The organism is Streptomyces liliifuscus (genome assembly GCF_016598615.1).
Taxonomy (GTDB): domain Bacteria; phylum Actinomycetota; class Actinomycetes; order Streptomycetales; family Streptomycetaceae; genus Streptomyces; species Streptomyces liliifuscus.
This window is the reverse complement of the sequence record NZ_CP066831.1, coordinates 9,090,502-9,112,619: the sequence shown is the minus strand read 5'-3', so window position 1 is coordinate 9,112,619 and position 22,118 is coordinate 9,090,502. Positions and strand designations below refer to the sequence as shown.

General features: G+C 71.6%; 19 protein-coding genes. 5 read left to right on the top strand and 14 right to left on the bottom strand.

Translation table 11 applies throughout. The features are described 5' to 3' along the window. Window positions 1–182 precede the first annotated feature (182 nt). Both JEQ17_RS39375 and JEQ17_RS39370 read right to left on the bottom strand, forming a co-directional pair. Window positions 183–980 (bottom strand): VOC family protein, encoded by a 798-nt coding sequence (locus JEQ17_RS39375; protein ID WP_200399696.1) that lies wholly within the window; start codon window positions 978–980, stop codon window positions 183–185. A gap of 178 nt (window positions 981–1,158) precedes the next feature. Next, window positions 1,159–1,518, bottom strand: coding sequence for an ArsR/SmtB family transcription factor (locus tag JEQ17_RS39370; RefSeq protein WP_200399695.1), 360 nt, complete (start codon window positions 1,516–1,518; stop codon window positions 1,159–1,161). A gap of 86 nt (window positions 1,519–1,604) precedes the next feature. On the opposite strand from JEQ17_RS39370, the gene JEQ17_RS39365 reads away from it, so the two are divergent. Continuing rightward, window positions 1,605–2,741, top strand: coding sequence for a cation diffusion facilitator family transporter (locus JEQ17_RS39365; RefSeq protein ID WP_200401951.1), 1,137 nt, complete (start codon window positions 1,605–1,607; stop codon window positions 2,739–2,741). Between the two features lie 9 nt (window positions 2,742–2,750). Here JEQ17_RS39365 and JEQ17_RS39360 read toward each other — a convergent pair whose 3' ends face one another. Both JEQ17_RS39360 and JEQ17_RS39355 read right to left on the bottom strand, forming a co-directional pair. After that, on the bottom strand, window positions 2,751–3,308 hold the full coding sequence (locus JEQ17_RS39360; protein WP_200399694.1) for a YbaK/EbsC family protein: 558 nt from the start codon (window positions 3,306–3,308) through the stop codon (window positions 2,751–2,753). A gap of 43 nt (window positions 3,309–3,351) precedes the next feature. Continuing rightward, entirely contained in the window at window positions 3,352–3,924 is a 573-nt protein-coding gene (locus JEQ17_RS39355) for a helix-turn-helix domain-containing protein (protein WP_200399693.1), read from the bottom strand. A 140-nt stretch (window positions 3,925–4,064) separates the two neighbouring features. Here JEQ17_RS39355 and JEQ17_RS39350 point away from each other — a divergent pair, with 140 nt between their 5' ends. Then, a complete protein-coding gene (locus JEQ17_RS39350; RefSeq protein ID WP_200399692.1) occupies window positions 4,065–4,916 on the top strand; it encodes an EamA family transporter in 852 nt (283 codons plus the stop codon). Window positions 4,917–5,000: 84 nt separating this feature from the next. Here JEQ17_RS39350 and JEQ17_RS39345 read toward each other — a convergent pair whose 3' ends face one another. Beyond that, on the bottom strand, window positions 5,001–5,819 hold the full coding sequence (locus JEQ17_RS39345) for an acyltransferase (RefSeq protein WP_200399691.1): 819 nt from the start codon (window positions 5,817–5,819) through the stop codon (window positions 5,001–5,003). Between the two features lie 86 nt (window positions 5,820–5,905). Here JEQ17_RS39345 and JEQ17_RS39340 point away from each other — a divergent pair, with 86 nt between their 5' ends. Next, window positions 5,906–6,436, top strand: a complete 531-nt coding sequence (locus tag JEQ17_RS39340; RefSeq protein WP_200399690.1) for a gamma carbonic anhydrase family protein — start codon at window positions 5,906–5,908, stop codon at window positions 6,434–6,436. 98 nt (window positions 6,437–6,534) lie between these two features. On the opposite strand, the gene JEQ17_RS39335 is transcribed toward JEQ17_RS39340, so the two are convergent. From JEQ17_RS39335 to iolC, 9 genes are all read right to left on the bottom strand, one after another. Further along, window positions 6,535–7,197, bottom strand: coding sequence for a DedA family protein (locus tag JEQ17_RS39335; protein WP_200399689.1), 663 nt, complete (start codon window positions 7,195–7,197; stop codon window positions 6,535–6,537). A 113-nt stretch (window positions 7,198–7,310) separates the two neighbouring features. Continuing rightward, on the bottom strand, window positions 7,311–9,779 hold the full coding sequence (locus JEQ17_RS39330) for a beta-glucosidase family protein (RefSeq protein WP_200399688.1): 2,469 nt from the start codon (window positions 9,777–9,779) through the stop codon (window positions 7,311–7,313). A gap of 264 nt (window positions 9,780–10,043) precedes the next feature. Further along, the gene (locus tag JEQ17_RS39325; protein WP_200399687.1) at window positions 10,044–12,509 is read right to left on the bottom strand and encodes a SpoIIE family protein phosphatase; all 2,466 of its coding nucleotides are present in this window, start codon (window positions 12,507–12,509) and stop codon (window positions 10,044–10,046) included. A 118-nt stretch (window positions 12,510–12,627) separates the two neighbouring features. Further along, window positions 12,628–13,410, bottom strand: a complete 783-nt coding sequence (locus JEQ17_RS39320; protein ID WP_200399686.1) for a GntR family transcriptional regulator — start codon at window positions 13,408–13,410, stop codon at window positions 12,628–12,630. Window positions 13,411–13,533: 123 nt separating this feature from the next. Continuing rightward, on the bottom strand, window positions 13,534–15,030 hold the full coding sequence (locus JEQ17_RS39315; RefSeq protein WP_200399685.1) for a CoA-acylating methylmalonate-semialdehyde dehydrogenase: 1,497 nt from the start codon (window positions 15,028–15,030) through the stop codon (window positions 13,534–13,536). Between the two features lie 31 nt (window positions 15,031–15,061). Next, on the bottom strand, window positions 15,062–16,936 hold the full coding sequence (iolD, locus tag JEQ17_RS39310; RefSeq protein WP_200399684.1) for a 3D-(3,5/4)-trihydroxycyclohexane-1,2-dione acylhydrolase (decyclizing): 1,875 nt from the start codon (window positions 16,934–16,936) through the stop codon (window positions 15,062–15,064). Window positions 16,937–16,943: 7 nt separating this feature from the next. Continuing rightward, window positions 16,944–17,828 (bottom strand): 5-deoxy-glucuronate isomerase, encoded by an 885-nt coding sequence (gene iolB / locus JEQ17_RS39305; RefSeq protein WP_200399683.1) that lies wholly within the window; start codon window positions 17,826–17,828, stop codon window positions 16,944–16,946. A gap of 19 nt (window positions 17,829–17,847) precedes the next feature. Then, window positions 17,848–18,726, bottom strand: a complete 879-nt coding sequence (locus JEQ17_RS39300; protein WP_200399682.1) for a Cgl0159 family (beta/alpha)8-fold protein — start codon at window positions 18,724–18,726, stop codon at window positions 17,848–17,850. Window positions 18,727–18,755: 29 nt separating this feature from the next. Further along, on the bottom strand, window positions 18,756–19,706 hold the full coding sequence (gene iolC / locus JEQ17_RS39295) for a 5-dehydro-2-deoxygluconokinase (protein ID WP_200399681.1): 951 nt from the start codon (window positions 19,704–19,706) through the stop codon (window positions 18,756–18,758). Between the two features lie 313 nt (window positions 19,707–20,019). On the opposite strand from iolC, the gene JEQ17_RS39290 reads away from it, so the two are divergent. Together JEQ17_RS39290 and JEQ17_RS39285 are read left to right on the top strand one after the other, a co-directional pair. Beyond that, complete coding sequence (locus JEQ17_RS39290; protein ID WP_200399680.1) at window positions 20,020–21,036, top strand: sugar ABC transporter substrate-binding protein; 1,017 nt, start codon at window positions 20,020–20,022, stop codon at window positions 21,034–21,036. Between the two features lie 5 nt (window positions 21,037–21,041). After that, the gene (locus tag JEQ17_RS39285) at window positions 21,042–22,115 is read left to right on the top strand and encodes an ABC transporter permease (protein WP_200399679.1); all 1,074 of its coding nucleotides are present in this window, start codon (window positions 21,042–21,044) and stop codon (window positions 22,113–22,115) included. The last annotated feature ends 3 nt before the right edge of the window (window positions 22,116–22,118 follow it).

Below are 22,118 nucleotides of genomic sequence, written 5' to 3'. Positions count from 1 at the left end.
GGGACAGATGTACGCGCCGTGACAGGCGTGAGCAAGCGTTTTCGATTGATTCGCAGTGAACTGCATGCCGCGTCCATCAATTCCGGTCATCGATGGGCTTTTTCCAGCCGGAGGCATTCATTCTGGTGGCGCGATCCCGTCGTTCCGGCAGTGCGACCCCCACCGCTCCGCCGGGCACGGCCTCACTGCTCCTTCCGCGACGCCACCGTGAACTGCGCGCCGTCGGGGTCCCGCAGCACCGCCTCCCGCGCGGACGCGCCCTCCTGGACCGTTCCCCCGTGGGCCAGCGCCGCTCGCACGCACGCGTCGACGTCGTCGACCGCGAAGTGGACCTGCCAGTGCGGCCGGACCGTGGGATCGGGAGCCGCCTCCACGGCGCCGGAGTGGATACGGGCCACCACGTCCCCGTCGCTGCGCAGCACGACCTCGTCGCCGTCGTAGTGGACCTCGACGCAGCCGGGCTCCGAGGTCGCCCACTCCAGGACCTCCCCGTAGAACATCGCGGCGTCGAAGGCGTTGCGCGTGTGCAGTCGCAGGAAGGCCGGGGCCGCCCGGCGCCAGGTCTCCCAGCCGGCGACGAGCTGTCCCTCCCAGATGCCGAAGACGGCGCCGTCGCGGTCGGCCAGCAGGGCGGCGCGGCCCGGCGGGAAGCCGATGGGCCCGACCGCCGTCGTGCCGCCGCGCTCCTGGCCCCGGGCGACGGCCTCGTCCGCGCTGTCCACGGCGAAGTACGGGGTCCAGGCGACCGCCATCTGCCACATGGAGGCCACGGCGGCGATGCCCGCGACGGGCACCCCTTCCGCGTACGCGATCCGGAACCGGTCCATCAGCCTGGCCTCCCGGAAGCGCCAGCCGAGCACCGCCCGGTAGAAGTCCTCCGCGGCCTGCTGGTCGCGCGCCGTCAGGCTGACCCAGCACGGGGCGCCGACCACCGCATGGCTGGAGATGACGTCGCTTCGGAGTGTTGCGTCGCGGTTCATGGCAGTTACCGTCCTGAATCGGGCTGACCGGCGCACGCGGGCGTCCGACAGCGTCGGAAGCACCCTCGGGGCCGTGGTTCCGTCACCTCCAGCATCACCCGCATCGGCGCCCCGCGCCCGGAGGCGGTTTCCGGCTCACGCCCCGAGTACCCGAGGGTCCGGCCCGAAACAGGCCGCCTCAGTCGTGCGCCGGCCGGTCGCTGAGCCGGTGGTCCGCCAGGTTCAGCGCCTCGTCCACGACCCGTCGCAGATGGCCGTCGCGCAGGGAGTAGATCACCCGGCGGCCCTCCTTGCGCGTGTTGACGAGACCCGCGAGCCGCAGCCGCGCCAGATGCTGACTGACGGCCGGACGGGCCGCGCCGCAGCGCTCCGTGAGCGTCGTGACGTCGGCCTCGTCCTCGGCCAGGGCGTGCAGCAGGACGAGCCGGGTGCGATCCCCCAGGAGGGCCAGCAGCTCCGCGGCGAGGGCGAACTGCTCCTCGCCCGGTGTGCGCGGATGCTCATCGTTCGCAGGTGATAGGTGCATGCGTGCGCTCATACGCACATAATGGCTCCGTGGACGTCGTCGAGTCCACCGAGCACACCGGAAAACCGAGCACACCGGAAACCGGAAAGGGGACCCTTGTGAGCGCCGGGCACCACGGGCACAGCCACCAGGACGAGCACGAGCACGAGCACCACCACGGGCACCGGCAGGACCGCGGCACCCACGGCCACGAGCACGGCGCCGGGCACCCGCCCCGCGCCCACCAAGGCCTCCGCCGCGATCTCCGGCACCGTCTCACCCACCGCGTCGCCCACCTCCTCAAGCCCCATTCCCACGCGACCACCGACAAGGTCGACTCCGCCCTCGAATCCTCGGCCCGGGGCATCCGCGCCCTCTGGATCTCGCTGGCCGTCCTCGGCGTGACCGCGGTGGCCCAGGCAGCGGTCGTCGCGGTCTCCGGCTCGGTCGCGCTGCTCGGCGACACCGTGCACAACGCGGCGGACGCGCTCACCGCCGTACCGCTCGGCATCGCCTTCGTGCTGGGCAGGAGGGCGGCGACGCGCCGGTTCACGTACGGCTACGGCCGGGCCGAGGACCTGGCGGGGCTCGTGATCGTGCTGACGATCGCCGCGTCCGCGGTCTTCGCGGGCTGGACGGCCGTCGACCGGCTCTTCGCACCCCGCCCGGTCGAGCACATTCCGATCGTCGCCGCGGCGGCCGTCATCGGCTTCGCGGGCAACGAGTGGGTGGCCCGCTATCGCATCCGCGTCGGCCGCGAGATCGGCTCGGCCGCGCTCGTCGCGGACGGACTGCACGCGCGCACCGACGGGTTCACCTCGCTCGCCGTGCTCCTCGGCGCGGGCGGCGCGGCACTCGGCTGGCAACTCGCCGACCCGGTGGTCGGGTTGGCGATCACGGCCGCCCTGCTGCTGGTGCTGCGCGACGCCGCACGCGAGGTCTTCCGCCGGGTCATGGACGCGATCGACCCGGAGCTGGTCGACACGGCCGAGCGGGCGCTGCACGAGGTGCCGGGCGTGCAGGCGGTGGGTGAGCTGCGGCTGCGCTGGATCGGCCACCGCCTGCGGGCCGAGGTGGCGGTGGTCGTCGACGGCGAGGCGAGCGTACGGCAGGCCCACGGCATCGCGGTCGAGGCCGAGCACGCCCTGCTGCACGCCGTCCCGGGGCTGACCGCGGCCCTGGTCCACGCGGACCCGTCACCGGCGCCGGGCGAGACGGACCCCCACCTGGCGCTGGCCCACCACACGGCCGACTGACGGAACGGGTCAGGCGACCCCGAGTCCCTCCAGCACCACGGCGTTCGGCAGTTCCGCGAACGCCTTGCCCGGAACGAGCAGCTTCCCCCGGCGGCGACCGCTGCCGACCAGCACGTACGGGAGGTCGACCACCGCCGAGTCCACCAACACCGGCCAGTCGGCGGGCAGCCCGATCGGGGTGATGCCGCCGTACTCCATGCCGGTCTCGCCGGTCGCCGTGTCCATCGAGGCGAACGAGGCCTTGCGCGCGCCGAGTTGGCGGCGCACGGCGCCGTTCACGTCGACGCGGGTGGTCGAGAGCACGACACACGCGGCCAGCGTGCTCTCCCCGCCTCGCTTGCCCGCGACGACCACGCAGTTGGCCGACCGGTCGAGGAGCTCCTTGCCGTAGTGCTCGACGAAGGTGGCGGTGTCGGCCCACTCCGGCTCGGTGTCGACGTACACGATCTGGTCGGCGGGAACGCTGCCGTGCCACTGGCGTACGGCGTCGGCGACCGGGCGGGTCAGTGTGTCGAGGCAGTCGGGAGCGGGGGTGGCGTCGTCGAACTGTCCGATGGGTGCGCGCATGACGGCACGCTAACAGCCGTGCGCACGGCACCGGACGAGGGCCTCAGTGCACGCCCGGGACCGACACGGCCATGACCATCTCCAGCGGTTCGTCGCCCGAATTGGCGTACGTGTGAGGGGTGTTGGCCTCGAAGGAGACGCTCGCGCCCGCGGGGACGCGGTACTCCGTGCCGTCGACGGTCAGCGTCAGCTCGCCCTTCGTGACATGGAGGAGCTCGACCGTGCCCGCGGGGTGGGGGTCGGAGGGGCTGCCCTCGCCCGGCATGAGCAGCCAGTCCCACATCTCCAGCGGGCCGGGTGCCTCGGTGCCCGCGAGGAGCCGGTTGTAGCTGCCCGCGTCGGTGTGCCAGAGCCGCACGGCCTGGTCGGCCGGGACGATCCTGACCTTCGGGCCCTGCTCGTAGTCGAGCAGTGTGGTGATGCTGATGCCGAGCGCGTCACCGATCTTGACGACGGTGCCGAGGCTGGGGTTGGTCCGGGCCTGCTCGATCTGGATGAGCATGCCGCGACTGACCCCCGCGCGGGCGGCGAGCGCGTCCAGGGTGAAGTTGCGCTCGGTGCGCCAGCGCTTGACGTTGCGCGCCAGGGACTGGGTCAGCAGGTCGAGGTCCGACACTTTCCGTCCAATTGTTCTCGTGGTTCTCATGAGGCTCGACTCCCATGAGATCGTTCAATATTCTGGATGACAGAGTTCAATGAACTGAACTACGGTGTGGTGCACCGAATCGTTCATCGAACTGTACTGCGAGGCATCCGATGACAGCGCTCTTCGCCCTGGCCACAAGCCTCCTGTGGGGGCTGGCCGACTTCGGCGGAGGGTTGCTGGCACGACGTACGCCCGCGCTGACGGTCGTGGTCGTCTCCCAGTCGATCGCCGCCGTCGTACTCGGCGCGATCGTCCTAGTGACCGGCGCCTGGAGCGAGGCGGGACCGCGGCTGTGGTTCGCGGTGGCGGCGGGGCTCGTCGGGCCCGTCGGGATGCTGGCCTTCTACAAGGCGCTCGCGCTCGGCCCGATGGGCGTCGTCTCGCCGCTCGCCTCGCTCAGCATCGCCGTCCCCGTGGCGGTCGGCCTCGTTCTCGGCGAGCGCCCGGGCCTGGTGCAGTTCGCGGGCATCGCGGTCGCCGTCGTAGGGGTCGTCCTCGCGGGCGGACCGCACTTCAGGGGCGCCCCCGTGCAGCGGCAGGCCGTGCTGCTCACCCTGGTCGCGGCGTTCGGGTTCGGCGCGGTGATGGCCCTGATCGCCGAGGCGTCGTCCACCCTCACCGGCCTCTTCCTCGCCCTGTTCGTACAGCGCGTCACGAACGTGGTCACGGGAGGCACGGCCCTGTACGTCGCCGTCCGGCGCGGCAGCGTGCCTCCCCCCAGGATCGCGTGGGAGTCCGTTCCGGCCCTGGCGTTCGTCGGCCTCGCGGACGTGGCCGCCAACGGGACGTACTCACTGGCCGCCCAGCACGGACCGGTCACCGTGGCCGCCGTCCTCGCCTCGCTCTGCCCGGTCGTGACGGCCCTCGCCGCGCGCGGCTTCCTCAGCGAGCGGCTGCGCGGGATCCAGGCGGCGGGCGCGGGCCTGGCACTGGTGGGCACAGTGCTGCTCGCCACGGGCTGAGCCACGACCGGGCGCGGTTTCGAGGTGCCGCGCCGCTTGTCGACCGGCCTCGGGCAGCAGCGTCTCGGACCGGATCCCGGCCGGTCAGGACTCGGCTCGGACGTCCTCGTGGGCGTCCTCGACGGCCCGCAGCCCGGCGATGCTCTCCGCGTCCAGCTCCGCCAGAGCGAGCAGCTGCTCCGGGGTGACCCCGTCGGGAATCGGCACCGGCGCGGGCGTGCGCAGCGGCGGCTGCCAGCCGTCGCTCGGGGTCCAGCGGCGTACGACCCTGGCCGGCGCCCCGGCCACCACCGCGTGGTCGGGCACGACTCCGCGTACGACCGCGCCGGCCGCCACCACGACGTTCCGCCCGATGCGCGCGCCGGGCAGGATCACCGCGCCCGTGCCGATCCAGCAGCCCGGGCCGATCTCCACCGGCTCCATCCGCGGCCACTGCTTGCCGATGGGCTCGTGGGGATCGTCGTACGAGTGGTTGGTGGACGTCACGTAGACGTACGGACCGAAGTAGCAGTCGCTGCCGATCGTGACCGTCGTGTCGGCGATGACATGGCTGCCCCGGCCGAGGACGACACCGTCGCCGATGCGGAGGATGGGGTCCGGGCCGAGATCGAGGTCGGGCATCAGCCCGGCGGTCAGAGTGACCTGTTCGGCGATGATGCAGTGGTCGCCGAGATGGATCCACGGCTCACCGAAGACGGTGCCCTGCGGGAAGGCCAGCCTGGTACCTGTTCCCATCGCCCCGAAGTGCAGTCGGCCGGGCCGCTCGGCGGTCACCGCGCCCGTTCGTTGCACCCAGGACCAGCCCGCGTGGACGGCTCGCTGGACGAGTCGGCGCCGCCGGGATGAGAACGTGTTCTTGCGCTTGGGCACCCGCTCACCGTACTCAGCGTGACGTCCGCCCATGAGCTCGGCAGCCTGTGATCTTCGCCCCACCGTGGGGTGGCCGCATCCCTTACGGTGCCGGTACCAACGAGAACGAGGAGACGGCGATGACGCACGAGGCGCTGATCGCGGGCGTGGGCGGCAAGGATCCGAAGGTGGATCAGGAGGCGTTCGTCGCCCCGATGTCCGTGGTGCTCGGCGAGGTGACGCTGCACCCGGGCGCGAGCGTCTGGTACGGGGCGGTGCTGCGGGCCGAGTGCGGGCCCATTGTCATCGGCGCGGACAGCAACGTGCAGGACAACTGCACGCTGCATGTCGACCCCGGGTTCCCCGTGACCGTCGGGGAGCGGGTGTCGATCGGGCACAACGCCGTGGTGCACGGTGCCACTGTCGAGGACGACTGTCTGGTCGGGATGGGGGCGACGATTCTCAACGGGGCGGTGATCGGGGCGGGGTCGCTGGTTGCCGCGCAGGCGCTTGTCCCGCAGGGGATGCGGGTGCCGCCGGGGTCGCTCGTCGCGGGTGTGCCCGCCAAGGTGAAGCGGGAGCTCACGAAGGAGGAGCGGGAGGGTGTTTCGCTGAACGGGACGTTGTATGTGGAGCTTGCGAAGGCGCACCGGGAAGCGCACGGGGGCTGAGTGCTCGTTGCGGGCTGCGGGCCGTCTGTGGCTGGCCGCGCAGTTCCCCGCGCCCCTGAAAGGGCTACGCCCTTTGCCGGGCGCGGCCCCCTTGTCCCCTAGTCCGTCGCCGGGATCGGCTCGCGCTCGGCCGCCGGCCGCTCTGCCTCTCGCTCTGCCGAGACCTTCTTCGCCTTGCGCTTGAGGACCAGCATCGAGGTGAGGCCGATGAGGAGGGCCAGGACCAGGCCGAGCCAGGAGAAGCGCTTGAGCCAGGACTCGGCGACGACGCCGACGTAGTAGATGACCGCGGTGGTGCCGCCGGCCCAGAGGATGCCGCCGAGGACGTTGGCGGTCAGGAACTTCCAGTACGGCATGCGCAGCACACCCGCGAGCGGGCCCGCGAAGATCCGCAGCAGGGCGACGAAGCGGCCGAAGAACACGGCCCACATGCCCCACTTCTCGAAGGACTTCTCGGCGGTGGCGATATGGCCCTCGCTGAAGTGCCTCGGGAATTTCGCGCCGAGCCATGCAAGCAGTGGGCGTCCGCCCTTGCGGCCGATGGCGTAGCCGATGGAGTCACCGATGATCGCGCCGGCGACGGCGCAGGCGCCGAGGACGACGGGGTTGATGTCACCGTGCTGGGAGGCGAGCAGCGCCGCGGAGACGAGGATGATCTCGCCCGGCAGCGGAATGCCCAGGCTCTCCAGGCCGATGACCACGCCCACCAGCGCGTAGATGCTGACCGCAGGCACGGTCTCTAGCCACTCCTGGACGTGCAACGCCGGTTCCTCCCGATTCACCGTGAGCCGGACCTGGCCCGGCGTGCGCTCGGGGCCGAGCGCACGCCGGGCAGCCTACCCGGTCACTTGGACGTCACTGTGTCCCCTGGGCCTCACACCCGCACCCTCCCGCTGAGGCGCGGTTCACCCGCCGAGGCCCCCACCCAGACGGTCCGCGTCCCGGTGCCGAGCACCCAGCCGTGCCGCTCGGCGTTCCACGAGGAGAGCGTGCGCTCCTCGATGCGCACGGTGACCCTGCGCGACTCCCCCGCCGCCAGCGTGAGCCGCTGATAGCCGCCCAACACCTTTTCGGCCCTGTCGAGTCGGAGGTCCGGCGAAGGGCCCACATAGACCTGCGGGATGTCGACCCCGGCCCGCCGTCCCGTGTTCCGCACGGTGAACGCCACCTCAAGCCCGTCCCCGGTCCGCTCCAGTCCCAGGTCCTCGTACACGAAGGAGGTGTACGAGAGTCCGTGCCCGAACGGGAACAGCGGCCGCACGTCCTCGGCGTCGTACCAGCGGTGGCCGACGTGGACGCCCTCCGAGTACTCCTCGACGCCGTTCACACCCGGGTAGCGGCGTGTGTCGCCCGCGACCGGGTGGTGGTCGTCGTCCACCGGGAAGGTCTGGGTGAGCCGTCCGCCGGGGTCGCAGTCGCCGAACAGGACGGCGGCGGTGGCGGCCGCGCCCTCCTGGCCCGGGTAGTACATCTGCAGCACGGCGGCGGTGCGCTCCAGCCACGGCATCGACGTCGAGGAGGAGGTGTTGAGGACGACGGTCGTACGGGGGTTCACCGCCGTCACCGCCTCGATCAGCCCGACCTGGTGGCCGGGGAGCGCGAGGGTCGTGCGGTCCTGGTTCTCGGTGGCGTCCTCGTACGCGAAGAGCACGACGCTCTCCGCGGCCCGGGCCGCCTTGACCGCCTCGGCGACGTCCTGGGCGCGGGTGGCGCCGGTGACGTGCCGCAGCCGGAACGTCTGTCCCTGGGCGCCGCCCTTCGCGGTGATCTCGACCCGGTGCTCTCCGGGGGCGAGACCGAGCGTCCTGCGGCGCACCGCGAGGCCGTCGGGCGCGGCCGACACCAGACCGCCCGCGAAGTACTCCGCGAGCCCGGTCGCCACCGGGAAGAGGTCGACGCCGTCGAGGAGCACCTTGGGCCGTGTGCCGGAGTAGTGGACGACGAAGGTCCACTCGTCGTCGTCCTCGACGGTGAGCGTCCCCTTGTACGTCCAGGTCTTCCCGGCGGCGACCCGCTGGCCCTCCGGGTCGATGCCCTCGGTGAGCGCGTCCTCGGGCAGGGGCTTGCCGAAGAGGTCCTCGCCGAGCGCGTAGGACACCTGGGCGCCTTGTCCCGCGCGGGACTTGATGGCGTCCAGGGGTCGCTCGGCGTGGTCGGGGACGACGTGGGCGCTGCCGCCGCCACTGACGAAGGGCAGCGAGCCGGTGGGGCCGACGACGGCGATGCTGCGGGCCGCCTCGCCGGTCAGGGGCAGCATGCCGCTCCTGTTGTGCAGGAGGGTGGCACCCGCCTTGGCGACCTCCAGGGCGACCGCCGCGCCCGCCGAAGGGTTGCGTGCCGGGCGGGGCGGGGCACTGCCGTCGAGCATCCCGAAGTCGTCCATGGTGGTGAGGATGCGACGCACGGCCCGGTCGACGTACTCCTCGGAGACGCTTCCGTTCTGGACGGCCGTCTTCAGCGCGGCCCCGAAGTACTTGCCGTTCGGCATCTCCATGTCGAGGCCCGCGGTGAGCGAGGCGACCGTGCTGTGGGCCGCGTGCCAGTCGGTCATCACCCAGCCCTCGAAGCCCCAGCGGTCGCGGAGGATGCCGGTGAGCAGTTCCTTGCTCTCGCAGGCGTAGGTGCCGTTGACCTTGTTGTAGGCGCCCATGACCGCGCGGGCGCCGGCACCGACGGCGGCCTCGAAGGCGCGCAGCTCGACCTCGTTGAGGGTCTGCTCGTCGACCCGTACGTCGATGGAGTCGCGGTCCTTCTCCTGGTTGTTCATCGCGTAGTGCTTCACGGTCGCGATGAGGCCCTCGCCCTGGATGCCCTTGATCTCCTCGGCCACGAGGTCGGCGGAGAGCAGCGGGTCCTCGCTGAACGTCTCGAAATTGCGGCCCGCGTACGGGGTGCGGATGAGGTTGACCATCGGGGAGAGCAGCACGTCCTGGCCGAGGGCTCGGCCCTCGCGGCCGATGACCTGGCCGTAGCGGCGGGCGAGACCGGGATCGAAGGCGGCGGCGAGCAGGACGGGCGCGGGCAGGGCGGTGGCGTGCTGCTTGACGCGGACTCCGGCGGGGCCGTCGGCGAGGCGCAGCGGCGGGATGCCGAGCCGTTCCACGCCGGGCACGTAACCGGCCTGGCCGAGGGCCTTGGGGTCGGTGGCGCCGTGCAGCAGGGAGAGCTTCTCGTCCAGGGTGAGCTTGGTGAGCAGTCCCTCGACGCGGGGGCCCGCGGCCGGTTGTCGCCGGGCGGCGGCCGCGTGCGCGAGGGACGGGGGCCCCGCGGTCGCGGCCAGGGCGACGGCGGTCGCGCCGCCCAGCAGGCGCAGGACGGACCGCCGGGACACGGTGTCGGACATGAGGCGTCACTCCTCGTTGGGTACGGGCACGAGGAGGTGAACCGCGGGGGCGCGCGGGCGGCCGGTCCGGGGTAGACCTCCGGACGCACTATGCGACAAAAGTGACTTAATACACCGTTAGGCACAACGGGGAGGGCGGAAACGTGTCGCACCGAGGTGCCTCGCCACCGTGTCGCGCCACCACGCCGACCCGCTCAGAGCCCCCGGCCCGCTCAGAACCCTCGGCCCGCTCAGAGCCCTCGGCCGCTCAGAGCCCTCGGCCGCTCAGATCTCCGGGCCCGTGAGTGACTGCTCGGTCCAGATGATCTTGCCGTCCTGGGTGTAGCGGGTGCCCCAGCGCTGGGTGAACTGGGAGACCAGGAACAGGCCGCGGCCGCCCTCGTCGGTCGTCTTCGGGTGACGCAGGTGCGGGGCGGTGGGGCTGGCGTCCCAGACCTCGCAGACCAGGGTCCGCGACATGATCAGCCGCAGTCTTATCGGCCCGGAGGCGTGCCGGATGGCGTTGGTGACGAGTTCGCTGACGACGAGTTCGGTGGTGAAGGTCAGCTCGTCCAGGCCCCACTCGCACAGCTGCCGTGACGTCCGCTTGCGTACGTCGGCGACGGCCGCCGGGTCGCTGGGCAGTTCCCAGGACACCGTCCGTTGCGCGTCGAGGCGGCGGGCGCGGGCCATCAGCAGCACCACGTCGTCCGGCGGGCGGGCCGGGACCAGTGCCTCCACCACGGCCTGGCAGCGGTCGTCGAGGCTGGGCGCCCGCCGTTCGAGCACCCGGCGCAGCCGCTCCCGGTCGGCGGCGGCGTCCCGCTGCGGCGCGGGCCCCTCGGCGGCGAGCAGGCCGTCGGTGCACAGGGCGAGCACGCTGCCTTCCGCGAGCGGCAGTTCGACCGACTCGAAGGGCGGGCCGCTCACACCGAGCGCGGGTCCGGGCGGCAGCTCGGGGAAGTCGACCGTGCCGTCGGGGGCGACGATCGCGGGCAGACCGTGGCCCGCGGCGGCCATGGAGCACCGGCCGCCGACCGGGTCGTACACCGCGTACAGACAGCTGGCGCCCTTCGCCCGTACGCCGTCGGCGCGCGGGGCCGCGGAGTCGTCCTCGTATCCGGCCCGGTCGACCAGGTCGTCGAGGTGGGCGAGCACCTCCTCGGGCGGCAGGTCCAGGTCGGCGAGGGTCTGTACGGCGGCTCTCAGCCGGCCCATGGCCGCGGCGGCCTCGATGCCGTGGCCCACGACGTCGCCCACCACCAGGGCGACCCGCGCGCCCGACAGCGGGATGACGTCGAACCAGTCGCCGCCGAGTCCGGTCAGCTCGTCGGCCGGCCGGTAGCAGGCGGCGACCTCCATCGCGTCCTGCTCGGGGAGCCGGTGCGGCAGCAGATGGCGCTGCAGCACGAGGGCCGCGTCGCGCTCCCGGGTGTAGCGGCGGGCGTTGTCGAGGGACAGCGCCGCGCGGCCGACGACCTCCTCGGCCAGGCCCAGGTCGTCCTGGTCGAAGGGGTCCTGCCGGTGGCGCCGGAAGAACGTGGTGATCCCGAGCATGGTGCCGCGGGCCCGCACCGGCACGATCATCGCGGTGTGCAGTCCGAGGTCGAGGAAGGTGGCGGCCCGGTCGCCCGCGATGTCCGTGGCCCATTCCGGGGCCAGCGGGTCGAGCCGCTCCTCGATCCAGGACGTGCCGCCGGTCAGCGCGCGGATCGGGGGTGCTTCGGCCACGTAGGCGGCCACTTCACCGATCTCGACCACGGCCTCGGGGACGCCCTCGTTCACCGACTGGTGGCCGGCCCGGCGCAGCGGCACCGCGTCCGTCCCGCTCAGGGGCCCGGAGACGGGCTCGCCGCCTTCGAGGACGGTCTCCAGCAGATCGACGGTGACGAAGTCGGCGAGTCCCGGCACCGCCACGTCGGCCAGCTCCTGGGCGGTCCGCATGACGTCCAGGGTTCGGCCGAGGCGCTTGCCGGCCTGGTCCAGGAGGGTGAGGCGTTGGCGGGCCCGGTAGCGCTCGGTGACGTCCACGACGGTGTAGTACACGCCGATCGGGTTGCCGTGGTCGTCGTCGAGCCGGGTGAACGACATCGCGTGGGCCGTGTCCCGGTGCGGCGCCGAGCGGACCGTACCGACGTGTTCGTAGCCGACGACGGCCTCACCGGTCTCCAGGACCTGGCGCATCACCGCCTCCAGGGCCTGCGCGTTCAGACCCGGCTGGATGTCCGCGAGCCGTTTCCCGATCCGCTGGTGCGCGGGTCCGCCGCCGAACTGCTCCAGCGCCGCGTTCGACCACACGTACCGCAGGTCCGCGTCGACGATCGCTATGCCGATGGGTGAGTGCGAGGCCAGCCGCTCCAGCACCGAGCGGCTCATGTCCCAGCCCGCGGCGCCGGTCGAGTCGGCGGCAAGCACCACCCAGCGCGGCGGCCCCTCGGCGGCCTCCACGGCCGGGACGACCCGCAGCGTGGTGACGACGGGGTGCCCGTCGCGGTGGCGCACCGCGAGGAGTCCGGTCCAGCCGCCGTTGCGGCCGCAGCGGCGGGTCAGGTCGGGCAGGCGCTCGGCGTCCTCGGGCATCAGCAGCTCGGCCGCGGCCCGGCCGACGACCTCGGCCCGGCGATAGCCGAACAGCCGCTCGGCGTCGCCGGTCCAGCCGGCCACCGCCATGCGGGCGTCCAGCAGCACCACCGCGGCGTCCGCCATGTCGAACCGCCGCCGCGCCACGCCGCTCTCCTCGCTCGTAGCCACTCTTGTCCCCTCCGTCCCGGGGAGTGGTCCGATCCCGTACGCCACGCTCCGTGCACCCGCGCGATACGGGCCCAACGTACCGCCGCGGCCGCCTTCCGACCCCGGCAGCCGCACCCGATCAGGGCCGTACGAGCAGCTGGAAGTCGAACGTGTAGCGCGCGGCGCGGTAGACGTGGGTCCCGTACTCTACGGCCCGCCCGGTGTCGTCGTAGGCCGTGCGGCACATGGTGAGCAGCGCGGCTCCCTCCGGCTCGTCGAGCAGGGTCCCCTCGTCGGCGGTGGCGCAGCGGGCGCCCACGGTCTGGCGGGCGCTGTGCAGGGTGATTCCGGCGGCCCGCATCATCCGGTAGAGGCCGGTCGCCTCCAGCCGTTCGGTGTCCAGGTCGAGAAGCGTGGCGGGCAGGTAGTTGGTCAGGTGGGCCACGGATTCGCCGTGGGTGGAGCGCAGCCGTTCGAGCACGATGACGTCCCGGCCCTCGGGGATGCCCAGAGCCGCGGCGACCTCGGGCGAGGCCGACTGGATCTCGTTGCGCAGCACCCGGGTGGCGGGGCTCTGTCCGGCGGCCGCCAGGTCGTCGTAGAGGCTGCTCAGTTCCAGCGAACGCCTGACCTGGCTGTGCACCACCTGGGTGCCGATGCCGCGGCGGCGCACCAGCAGGCCCTTGTCCACCAGGGACTGGATGGCCTGGCGGACGGTCGGCCGGGACAGGCCGAGCCGGGCGGCGATGTCCACCTCGTTGCCCAGCAGGTTGCCCGGGGCGAGCGCCCCGTGCTCGATCGCGGACTCCAGTTGCTGGGCGAGCTGGTAGTAGAGCGGGATCGGGCTGCCCCGGTCCAGGGCGACCTCCAGGCTGTCGAACGCGGCGGCGTTCGCCTGACGTACGGTCTCGGTCTCTGCCACGGAACCCTCTCCCTTCACATGTCCGTCGGTGCGTGGCGCCCGGTCAGGTCGTGCCGGTGCCGTGTACCGCTTCGGTGAGGCCGTACCCGGGTCGGGCACGGCCTCCTTCGGATGTGGCTTCCGTCAGGAGTGGCTGGGGAAGCCGAGGTTGATGCCGCCGCTGTCGGCCGGGTCGGGCCAGCGGGTGGTGATGACCTTGCCCTGCGTGTAGAAGGCGATGCCGTCGTTGCCGTAGATGTGGTGGTCCCCGAAGAGGGAGTCCTTCCAGCCGCCGAACGAGTGGTAGCCGACGGGCACGGGGATCGGCACGTTCACGCCGACCATGCCGGCCTGGACCTCCAGCTGGAAGCGGCGGGCGGCGCCGCCGTCCCGGGTGAAGATCGCGGTGCCGTTTCCCCAGCGGGAGCTGTTGATCAGCGCGATGGCCTCGTCGTAGGTCTCGGCGCGGACCACGCAGAGCACCGGGCCGAAGATCTCGTCCTTGTACGCGTCCGCGGTGACCGGCACCTTGTCGAGGAGCGAGACGCCGATGAAGAAGCCGTCCTCGTGGCCCGGGACGGTGAATCCGGTTCCGTCCACGACGACCTCGGCGCCCTGGGCGGCCGCGCCCGCGACGTACGAGGCGACCTTGTCGCGGTGCTCGCGGGTGATGAGCGGGCCCATCTCGCTGGCCGCGTCGTTGCCGGGGCCGATCTTCAGGCCCTTGGCCCGCTCGGCGATCTTGTCGACCAGCTCGTCGCCGGTGTCGCCGACGGCGACGACGACCGAGACGGCCATGCAGCGCTCGCCGGCCGAGCCGTAGGCGGCGTTGATGGCCTGGTCGGCGGCGAAGTCCAGGTCGGCGTCGGGCAGTACGAGCATGTGGTTCTTGGCGCCGCCGAGAGCCTGTACGCGCTTGCCGTGCTCGATGCCCTTGAGCTGGATGTACTTGGCGATGGGCGTGGAGCCGACGAAGGAGACGGCCGTGATGTCGGGGTGCTCCAGGAGGCGGTCCACGGCGACCTTGTCGCCCTGCACGATGTTGAGCACGCCGTCGGGGAGGCCCGCCTCGGAGGCGAGTTCGGCCAGCCGGTAGGAGGCGGAGGGGTCCTTCTCGCTCGGCTTGAGCACGAAGGTGTTGCCGCAGGCGATGGCGAGCGGGAACATCCACATCGGCACCATGGCCGGGAAGTTGAAGGGCGTGATGCCCGCGACGACACCGAGCGGCTGGCGGATCGCGGCCACGTCGACGCGCGTGGAGACCTGCGTGGAAAGCTCACCCTTCACCAACTGCGGTACGGAACAGGCGAGTTCGACGATCTCCATGCCGCGGGCGATCTCACCGAGCGCGTCCGAGTGCACCTTGCCGTGCTCGGCGGTGATCAGCTCGGCGATCTCGTCGCGGTGCGCGTCGAGCAGCTCGCGGTACTTGAAGAGGACGGTCGTGCGCTTGGCCAGCGAGGCGGTCCCCCAGCTCTCGAAGGCGGCCCGCGCGGAGGCGACGGCGGCGTCCACCTCGTCCACGGAGGCGAAGGGCACCTGCTTCTCCTGGGCGCCCGTGGCGGGGTTGTAGACGGGGCCGAAGCGGCCGGAGGCGCCCTCGACGGGCTTCCCCCCGATCCAGTGGTTGATGTTCTGCATGGTGTGGATCCTTTTCGTGAGCGGGGGGAGGTCAGAGGTGGCGGCGGCGGTCGACGACACGCCGGTCGTACCTCTCGCGGGCGCGGGAGGCGGCGTCGCGGGTGGCGACCTCGGCGACCGGTACGTCCCACCAGGCCTCTGCGGCGGGGGCGGTGGGCGTCGGGTCGGTCTCGACGTACACACACGTCGGCCGGTCCGAGGCGCGGGCCGTGGCCAGGGCGTCGCGCAGTTCGCGGACGGTCTTGGCGCGCAGGACGTCCATGCCGAGGCTGGCCGCGTTGGCGGCCAGGTCCACGGGCAGCGGGGCGCCGGTGAAGCTGCCGTCGGCGGCCCGGTAGCGGTAGGCGGTGCCGAAGCGCTCGCCGCCCGTCTCCGCGGAGAGGCCGCCGATGGAGGCGTACCCGTGGTTCTGGATGAGCACCAGGTTGACGGGCAGGCCCTCCTGGACGGCGGTGACGATCTCGGTGGGCATCATCAGGTACGTGCCGTCGCCGACGAGTGACCAGACGGGGGTGCCGGGGGCGGCCTGCTGGACGCCGATGCCCGCCGGGATCTCGTAGCCCATGCAGGAGTAGCCGTACTCCAGGTGGTACTGGCGCGGGCTCCGCGCACGCCAGAGCTTGTGCAGGTCGCCGGGGAGCGAGCCGGCCGCGTTGATGACGACGTCGTCGTCGCCGACCACGGCGTCCAGGGCGCCCAGGACCTGGGTCTGGGTGGGGACGGCGTGCTCGTCGTCCGCCCGGTAGACGGCGTCCACGACCTCCTCCCAGCGCTCCTTGCCCGCGCGGTACTCGGCCTCGTACGCCGCGTCCACGCGGTGGCCGGACAGCGCCTCGGTGAGGGCCTCCAGACCGGCGCGGGCGTCGGCGACCAGGGTGCGGGCGCTCAGCTTGTGCGCGTCGAAGGCGGCCACGTTGAGGTTCACGAACCGCACGCCCGGCTCCTGGAAGAGCGTGGCGGAGGCGGTGGTGAAGTCCGTGTAGCGGGTGCCGACGCCGATGACCAGGTCGGCGGTGCGGGCCAGTTCGTCGGCGACGGCGGTGCCGGTGTGGCCGACGCCGCCGACGTCCGCCGGGTGGTCGTACCGCAGGGAGCCCTTGCCGGCCTGGGTGGACGCGACCGGGATGCCGGTGGCCTCCACGAACGCCTTGAGGGCCGGCTCGGCCTCGCTGTGGTGGATGCCGCCGCCCGCGACGATCAGGGGGCGCCGGGAGCCTCGTACGGCTTCCGCGGCTGCCGCGAGCTCGGCCGGTTCGGGGGCCGGGCGGCGTACGTGCCAGATCCGGTCGGCGAAGAACTCCTCGGGCCAGTCGTACGCCTCGGCCTGCACGTCCTGCGGCAGGGCGAGGGTGACGGCGCCGGTCTCGACGGGGTCGGCGAGCACGCGCATCGCGTTCAGGGCGGAGGGGATCAGCGCCTCGGGGCGGGTGATCCGGTCGAAGTAGCGGGAGACCGGACGCAGGGTGTCGTTGACCGACAGGTCCGCCTCGACGGGGTGCTCCAGCTGCTGGAGCAGCGGGTCGGCGGCGCGCGTCGCGAAGTAGTCGCCGGGCAGGAGCAGCACCGGAAGGCGGTTGACCGTGGCCAGGGCCGCGCCGGTGACCAGGTTGGTGGCGCCCGGGCCGATGGAGGTGGTGACCGCCTGCGCGGAGAGCCGGTTCAGCTGGCGGGCGTGGCCGACCGCGGCGTGCACCATGGCCTGTTCGTTGCGTCCCTGGTGGAACGGCATGGTGTCCTCGCCGGCCTCCAGGAGCGCCTGGCCGATACCGGCGACGTTGCCATGGCCGAAGATCCCCCAGGTCCCGGCGATCAGCCGGTGCCGTACGCCGTCGCGTTCGGTGTACTGCGCGGCCAGGAAACGCACCAGTGCCTGGGCGACGGTCAGGCGAAGGGTGGAGCGGCTCATCGGTTCCTCACTGGGTGGTTCGGGTCAGCCGGGGGTCGACGGGCTGGCTCGGCCAGGTGTCGCGGATCCAGGCGTGGTCGGGGTGGTCGCAGATCAGCCAGGCCCGGTCTTCGCCGGGACCCGCCATGACGTTGAGGTAGTACATGTCGTGGCCGGGCGCGGCGATGGAGGGGCCGTGCCAGCCGTCCGGGATCAGGACGACGTCGCCGCCGCGCACCTCGGCGAGCACGTCGGTGCCGCTGCCGTGGCCGGATGGGGAGACCCGCTGGTAGCCGAGGCCGGGTGTGCCCTCGTGGTCGGCGATCTCGAAGTAGTAGATCTCCTCCAGCTCGGACTCCTCGCCGGGCCGGTTCTCGTCGTGCTTGTGCGGCGGGTACGAGGACCAGTTGCCGCCCGGGGTGATCACCTCGACCGCGATGAGCTTGTCGCACTCGAAGACCCCGGCCGCGCCGAAGTTGCGGACCATGCGGGAGCAGTTTCCGGTGCCGCGCAGCTCGACCGGGACGGACTCGGCGGGCCCGTGGCGGGCCGGCAGGCGCCGGGAGCAGCGGGCCCCGGTGAGCGCGAAGCGCCCGCCGTCGGCCGAGGTGAGCGTCGCGGTCGCGTCACGCGGCACGTATACGAAGTCGCTGGCGCCGCTGAACACGCTCGCGCGGCCGCGCAGTTCGAACTCGTCGCGGCCGAAGTCGTCGCCGACCGTGACGGCGCAGCCGCCGCTGAGCGAGGTCACGATCCACTCGCTGTCCCCGGCGGTGAACAAGTGCGTGCCGCCGGGCGCCAGTTCGAGGACGCGCAGGCTGGAGTGGTCCCAGCCGGCGCTCTCCGGGGTGACGTCCACGGCGTACGGACCGCTCGCGGCCTTGCCCGCGGGCAGGTGGTGTGCGCTGGTCATGAAAAGTGGGTCCTTCCGGTCAGAGCAGGCCGACCGCGGTGTCCACCGCGGTCTCCACACTGCCCTCGGCGGGATAGAGCAGGGACCGGCCGACGACCAGGCCCTGGACGGTGGGCAGTCGCAGGGCCTTGCGCCATCTCTCGTACGCGCCCTCCTGGTCCCTGCCGACCTCGCCGCCGAGCAGGACGGCGGGCAGGGTCGAGGTCTCCAGCACGGCGGCCATGTCGTCCGGGTCGCTGGTGACGGGCAGTTTCAGCCAGGTGTAGGCGGAGGTGCCGCCGAGCCCGGAGGCGATGGCGATGGAGCGGGTGACGGCCTCGGCGGTGAGGTCGTTGCGGACGGTTCCCTCGACGCGGCGGGAGATGAACGGCTCGACGAACACGGGAAGCCGGTGCCCGGCCATGTCGTCGATCGCGCGGGCCGTCGACTCCAGCGTGGTCAGCGAGCCGGGGTCGTCGTAGTCGATGCGCAGCAGCAGCTTGCCCGCGTCGAAGTTCAGCCGGGCTATGTCCTCGGCCCGGTGTCCGGTGAACCGGTCGTCCATCTCGAAGACGGCACCGGCCAGGCCGCCGCGGTTCATGGAGCCCATGACGACCTTGTTCTCCAGCGCGCCGAGCAGGAGCAGGTCGTCCAGGATGTCGGCGGTGGCGAGCACCCCGTCCACGCCCGGCCGCGACAGCGCGATGCACAGACGCTCCAGCAGGTCGGCGCGGTTGGCCATCGCCAGCCTGCGATCGCCCACTCCGAGCGCGCCGCGTGCCGGGTGGTCGGCCGCCACGATCATGAGGCGGCCGCTGTCGCCGACCAGGGGACGCCGGGTCCGGCGGGCGGCCGCTTCGGCCACCGCCTCCGGGTGCCGGGCGCGCACCCTGACGAGGTCGGGGATGGTGATGCTCAAGGGTTGGCTCCGTTCAAGGGGTGACGGCGTCAGGCGCGGGAGGCGACGAGATCCTCGACCTCGGCGGCGGTGGGCATCGCGGAGGAGCAGGCGAGGCGGGAGGCGACCAGGGCGCCGGCCGCGTTGGCGTACCGCATCGTCTTCTCCAGCTCCCAGCCGGCCAGCAGCCCGTGGCAGAGCGAGCCGCCGAACGCGTCGCCCGCGCCGAGGCCGTTGACCACCTCGACGGGTACGGGCGGCACTTCGGCGGTGGTGCCGTCGCGGTGGACGGCGAGGACGCCCTTGGGGCCCTGCTTGACGACGGCCAGTTCCACGCCCGCTTCGAGGAGTGCCTCGGCGCAGGCGCGCGGCTCGCGGACGCCGGTGGCGACCTCGCACTCGTCGAGGTTGCCGACGGCGACGGTGACGTGCCGCAGGGCCTCGGCGTAGTACGGGCGGGCCTCGTCGGGGTTCTTCCAGAACATGGGGCGCCAGTCGAGGTCGAAGACGGTGGTGCCGGCCTTGGCGCGCGCCTTGAGGGCCGCGAGCGTGGCGGAGCGGCTGGGCTCCTCGCTCAGACCCGTGCCGGTGATCCAGAAGATCTTCGCGGCCCGGACGGCGAAGAAGTCCAGCTCGTCGGTGCGGATCTCCAGATCGGGCGCCTTGGGCTGCCGGTAGAAGTACAGCGGGAAGTCGTCGGGCGGGAAGATCTCACAGAAAGTGACCGGCGTCGGATACGCCTCGACGGGGGTGACCCAGCGATCGTCGACCCCGAACTCCTTGAGAGCCTGGTGCAGATAGGCTCCGAAGGGATCATCGCCGGTTCGGGTGACGATCGCCGTGGACCGGCCGAGACGGGCCGCGGCGACCGCCACGTTGGCCGCCGAGCCACCGAGGAATTTACCGAAGGTTTCGACGCGCGCGAGCGGCACTCCGGTCTGCAGAGGGTAGAGATCGACCCCGATGCGACCCATGGTGATCAGGTCGAAGGACTCGGTCATACGCGTCGCTCCTCGTGTGGCTGCGGGCTTCCGGGGGTGCGGGATGCAGGGGACCGGTGTGTCCTAGGTGTAAGACCGAGGCCGAGCCATGTCAAGACTTTGTACTTACATTCTCACGTGATCCTGAAATGATGTCTTAACAAAGTATTGACAGCGGGGTCTGTCAGGGACTTACATCCCCTCCCAACAGCACAGCCGAGTTTGTCGGTACGTGGCCCTGCGGTCTCCTTCCGTACGGGCCGAAGGACCGGGCACCCGCCCGGACCGCTGCCCCTGCTCCCTTTCCCCTGTCGCACAGTGAGGTGCCGGAAAGATGGACCGCACGTTTCGCACCCGTTCCCGCAGATTCGCCCTCGTCGCCGCGGCCGCCGCGGCGGCCCTGATAGTCACCGGTTGTTCCAGCGACTCCGGCGGCAAGAAGGCCGAGGAGGACACGGGCAACGCGTCTGCCGGCAAGGCCGACACCCCCCGCATGAAGGTCGCGATGATCACCCACGCGGCTCCCGGCGACACCTTCTGGGACCTCATCCGCAAGGGAGCGGAGACCGCCGCCGCCAAGGACAACGTCGAGCTGGTGTACTCCAGCAACCCGGACTCGGCCAAGCAGGCCAACCTCGTCCAGAACGCGATCGACCAGAAGGTCGACGGCATCGCGGTCACTCTGGCCAAGCCCGACGCCATGAAGTCCGCGGTCGCCAAGGCCAAGGCGGCGGGCATCCCGGTCGTCGGCCTCAACGGAGGCATCGACGACTGGAAGGAGCAGGGCCTGCTGGAGTACTTCGGCCAGGACGAGTCCGTCGCCGGTGAGGCCTTCGGCGAGAAGCTCAACGAACTCGGCGCGAAGAACAACATCTGCGTCATCCAGGAGCAGGGTCACGTCGCTCTTGAGGCGCGCTGCGCGGGTGTGAAGAAGACCTTCAAGGGCAAGACCACGAACCTGTACGTGAACGGCACGAACATGCCGGCCGTGAAGTCGACGATCACCGCAAAGCTGAAGCAGGACTCGGCGATCGACTACGTGGTCACCCTGGGTGCCCCGTTCGCGCTGACCGCCGTGCAGTCCGTGGACGACGCGGGCAGCAAGGCCAAGGTCGCGACCTTCGACCTCAACAAGGAGATGGTCAGCGCCATCGAGGACGGCGACGTCGAGTTCGCGGTCGACCAGCAGCCCTACCTGCAGGGCTACCTCTCGGTCGACTCGTTGTGGCTCTACAAGACCAACGGCAACTTCAGCGGTGGCGGCCAGGAAGCGGTCCTCACCGGTCCGGCGTTCGTCGACAAGTCCAACGTCGAGGCCATCGCGAAGTTCGCCGCGAAGGGCACTCGGTGATTTCCATGTCCCAGGCAACGGCACCGGCGACGGGTTCCTCGTCGCCGGCTCCGCCGGCCGCCCCCAAGGACGGCCGGACCTCGCAACGCTCCCTGACCCGCAGGCTGGCGGCCCGCCCCGAGATCGGCGCGCTGATCGCGGCGATCGCCGTGTACGTGTTCTTCTTTGCGGTGGCCTCCCCGTTCCGGGAGGCGGGGTCGCTGGCCAACGTGCTCTACGAGTCGTCGGTGATGGGCATCATGGCGCTGCCGGTGGCGCTGCTGATGATCGGCGGGGAGTTCGACCTGTCCGCCGGTGTGGCCGTGACGACCTCGGCGCTGACGGCGAGCATGTGGAGCTTCCAGCTCTCCATGAATGTATGGACCGGCGTCATCGTCGCGTTGCTGGTCTCCCTGGCCATTGGCGCCTTCAACGGCTACATGCTGGTACGCACCGGGCTGCCGTCGTTCCTGATCACGCTGGGGTCGTTCCTGATCCTGCAGGGCGCCAACCTCGCCATCACAAAGATCTTCACCGGGAACGTCGCGACCGACTCGATCAGTGACATGGACGGCTTCGACCAGGCCAAGAAGATCTTCGCCTCGGAGATCAGCATCGGCGGCGTCGACGTGAAGATCACCGTCTTCTACTGGCTGGTCTTCGCCGCGGCGGCGACCTGGCTGCTGCTGCGCACCAAGTTCGGCAACTGGATCTTCGCCACCGGCGGCAACAAGGAATCGGCCCGCGCGGTCGGCGTCCCGGTCACCTTCACCAAGATCGCCCTCTTCATGGGGGTGGGTGCGGGTGCCTGGTTCGTCGGGATGCACATCCTGTTCTCGTTCAACACCGTCCAGTCCGGCGAGGGCGTGGGCAACGAGTTCCTGTACATCATCGCCGCGGTGATCGGCGGCTGCCTGCTCACCGGCGGCTACGGCTCCGCGATCGGCCCGGTCATCGGCGCCTTCATCTTCGGCATGGTCTCCCAGGGCATCGTCTACGCCAACTGGAACCCCGACTGGTTCAAGGCCTTCCTCGGCGTCATGCTCCTGCTCGCCGCCCTCGTCAATCTGTGGGTCCGCCGCCAGGCCACCCGGAGGTAAAGC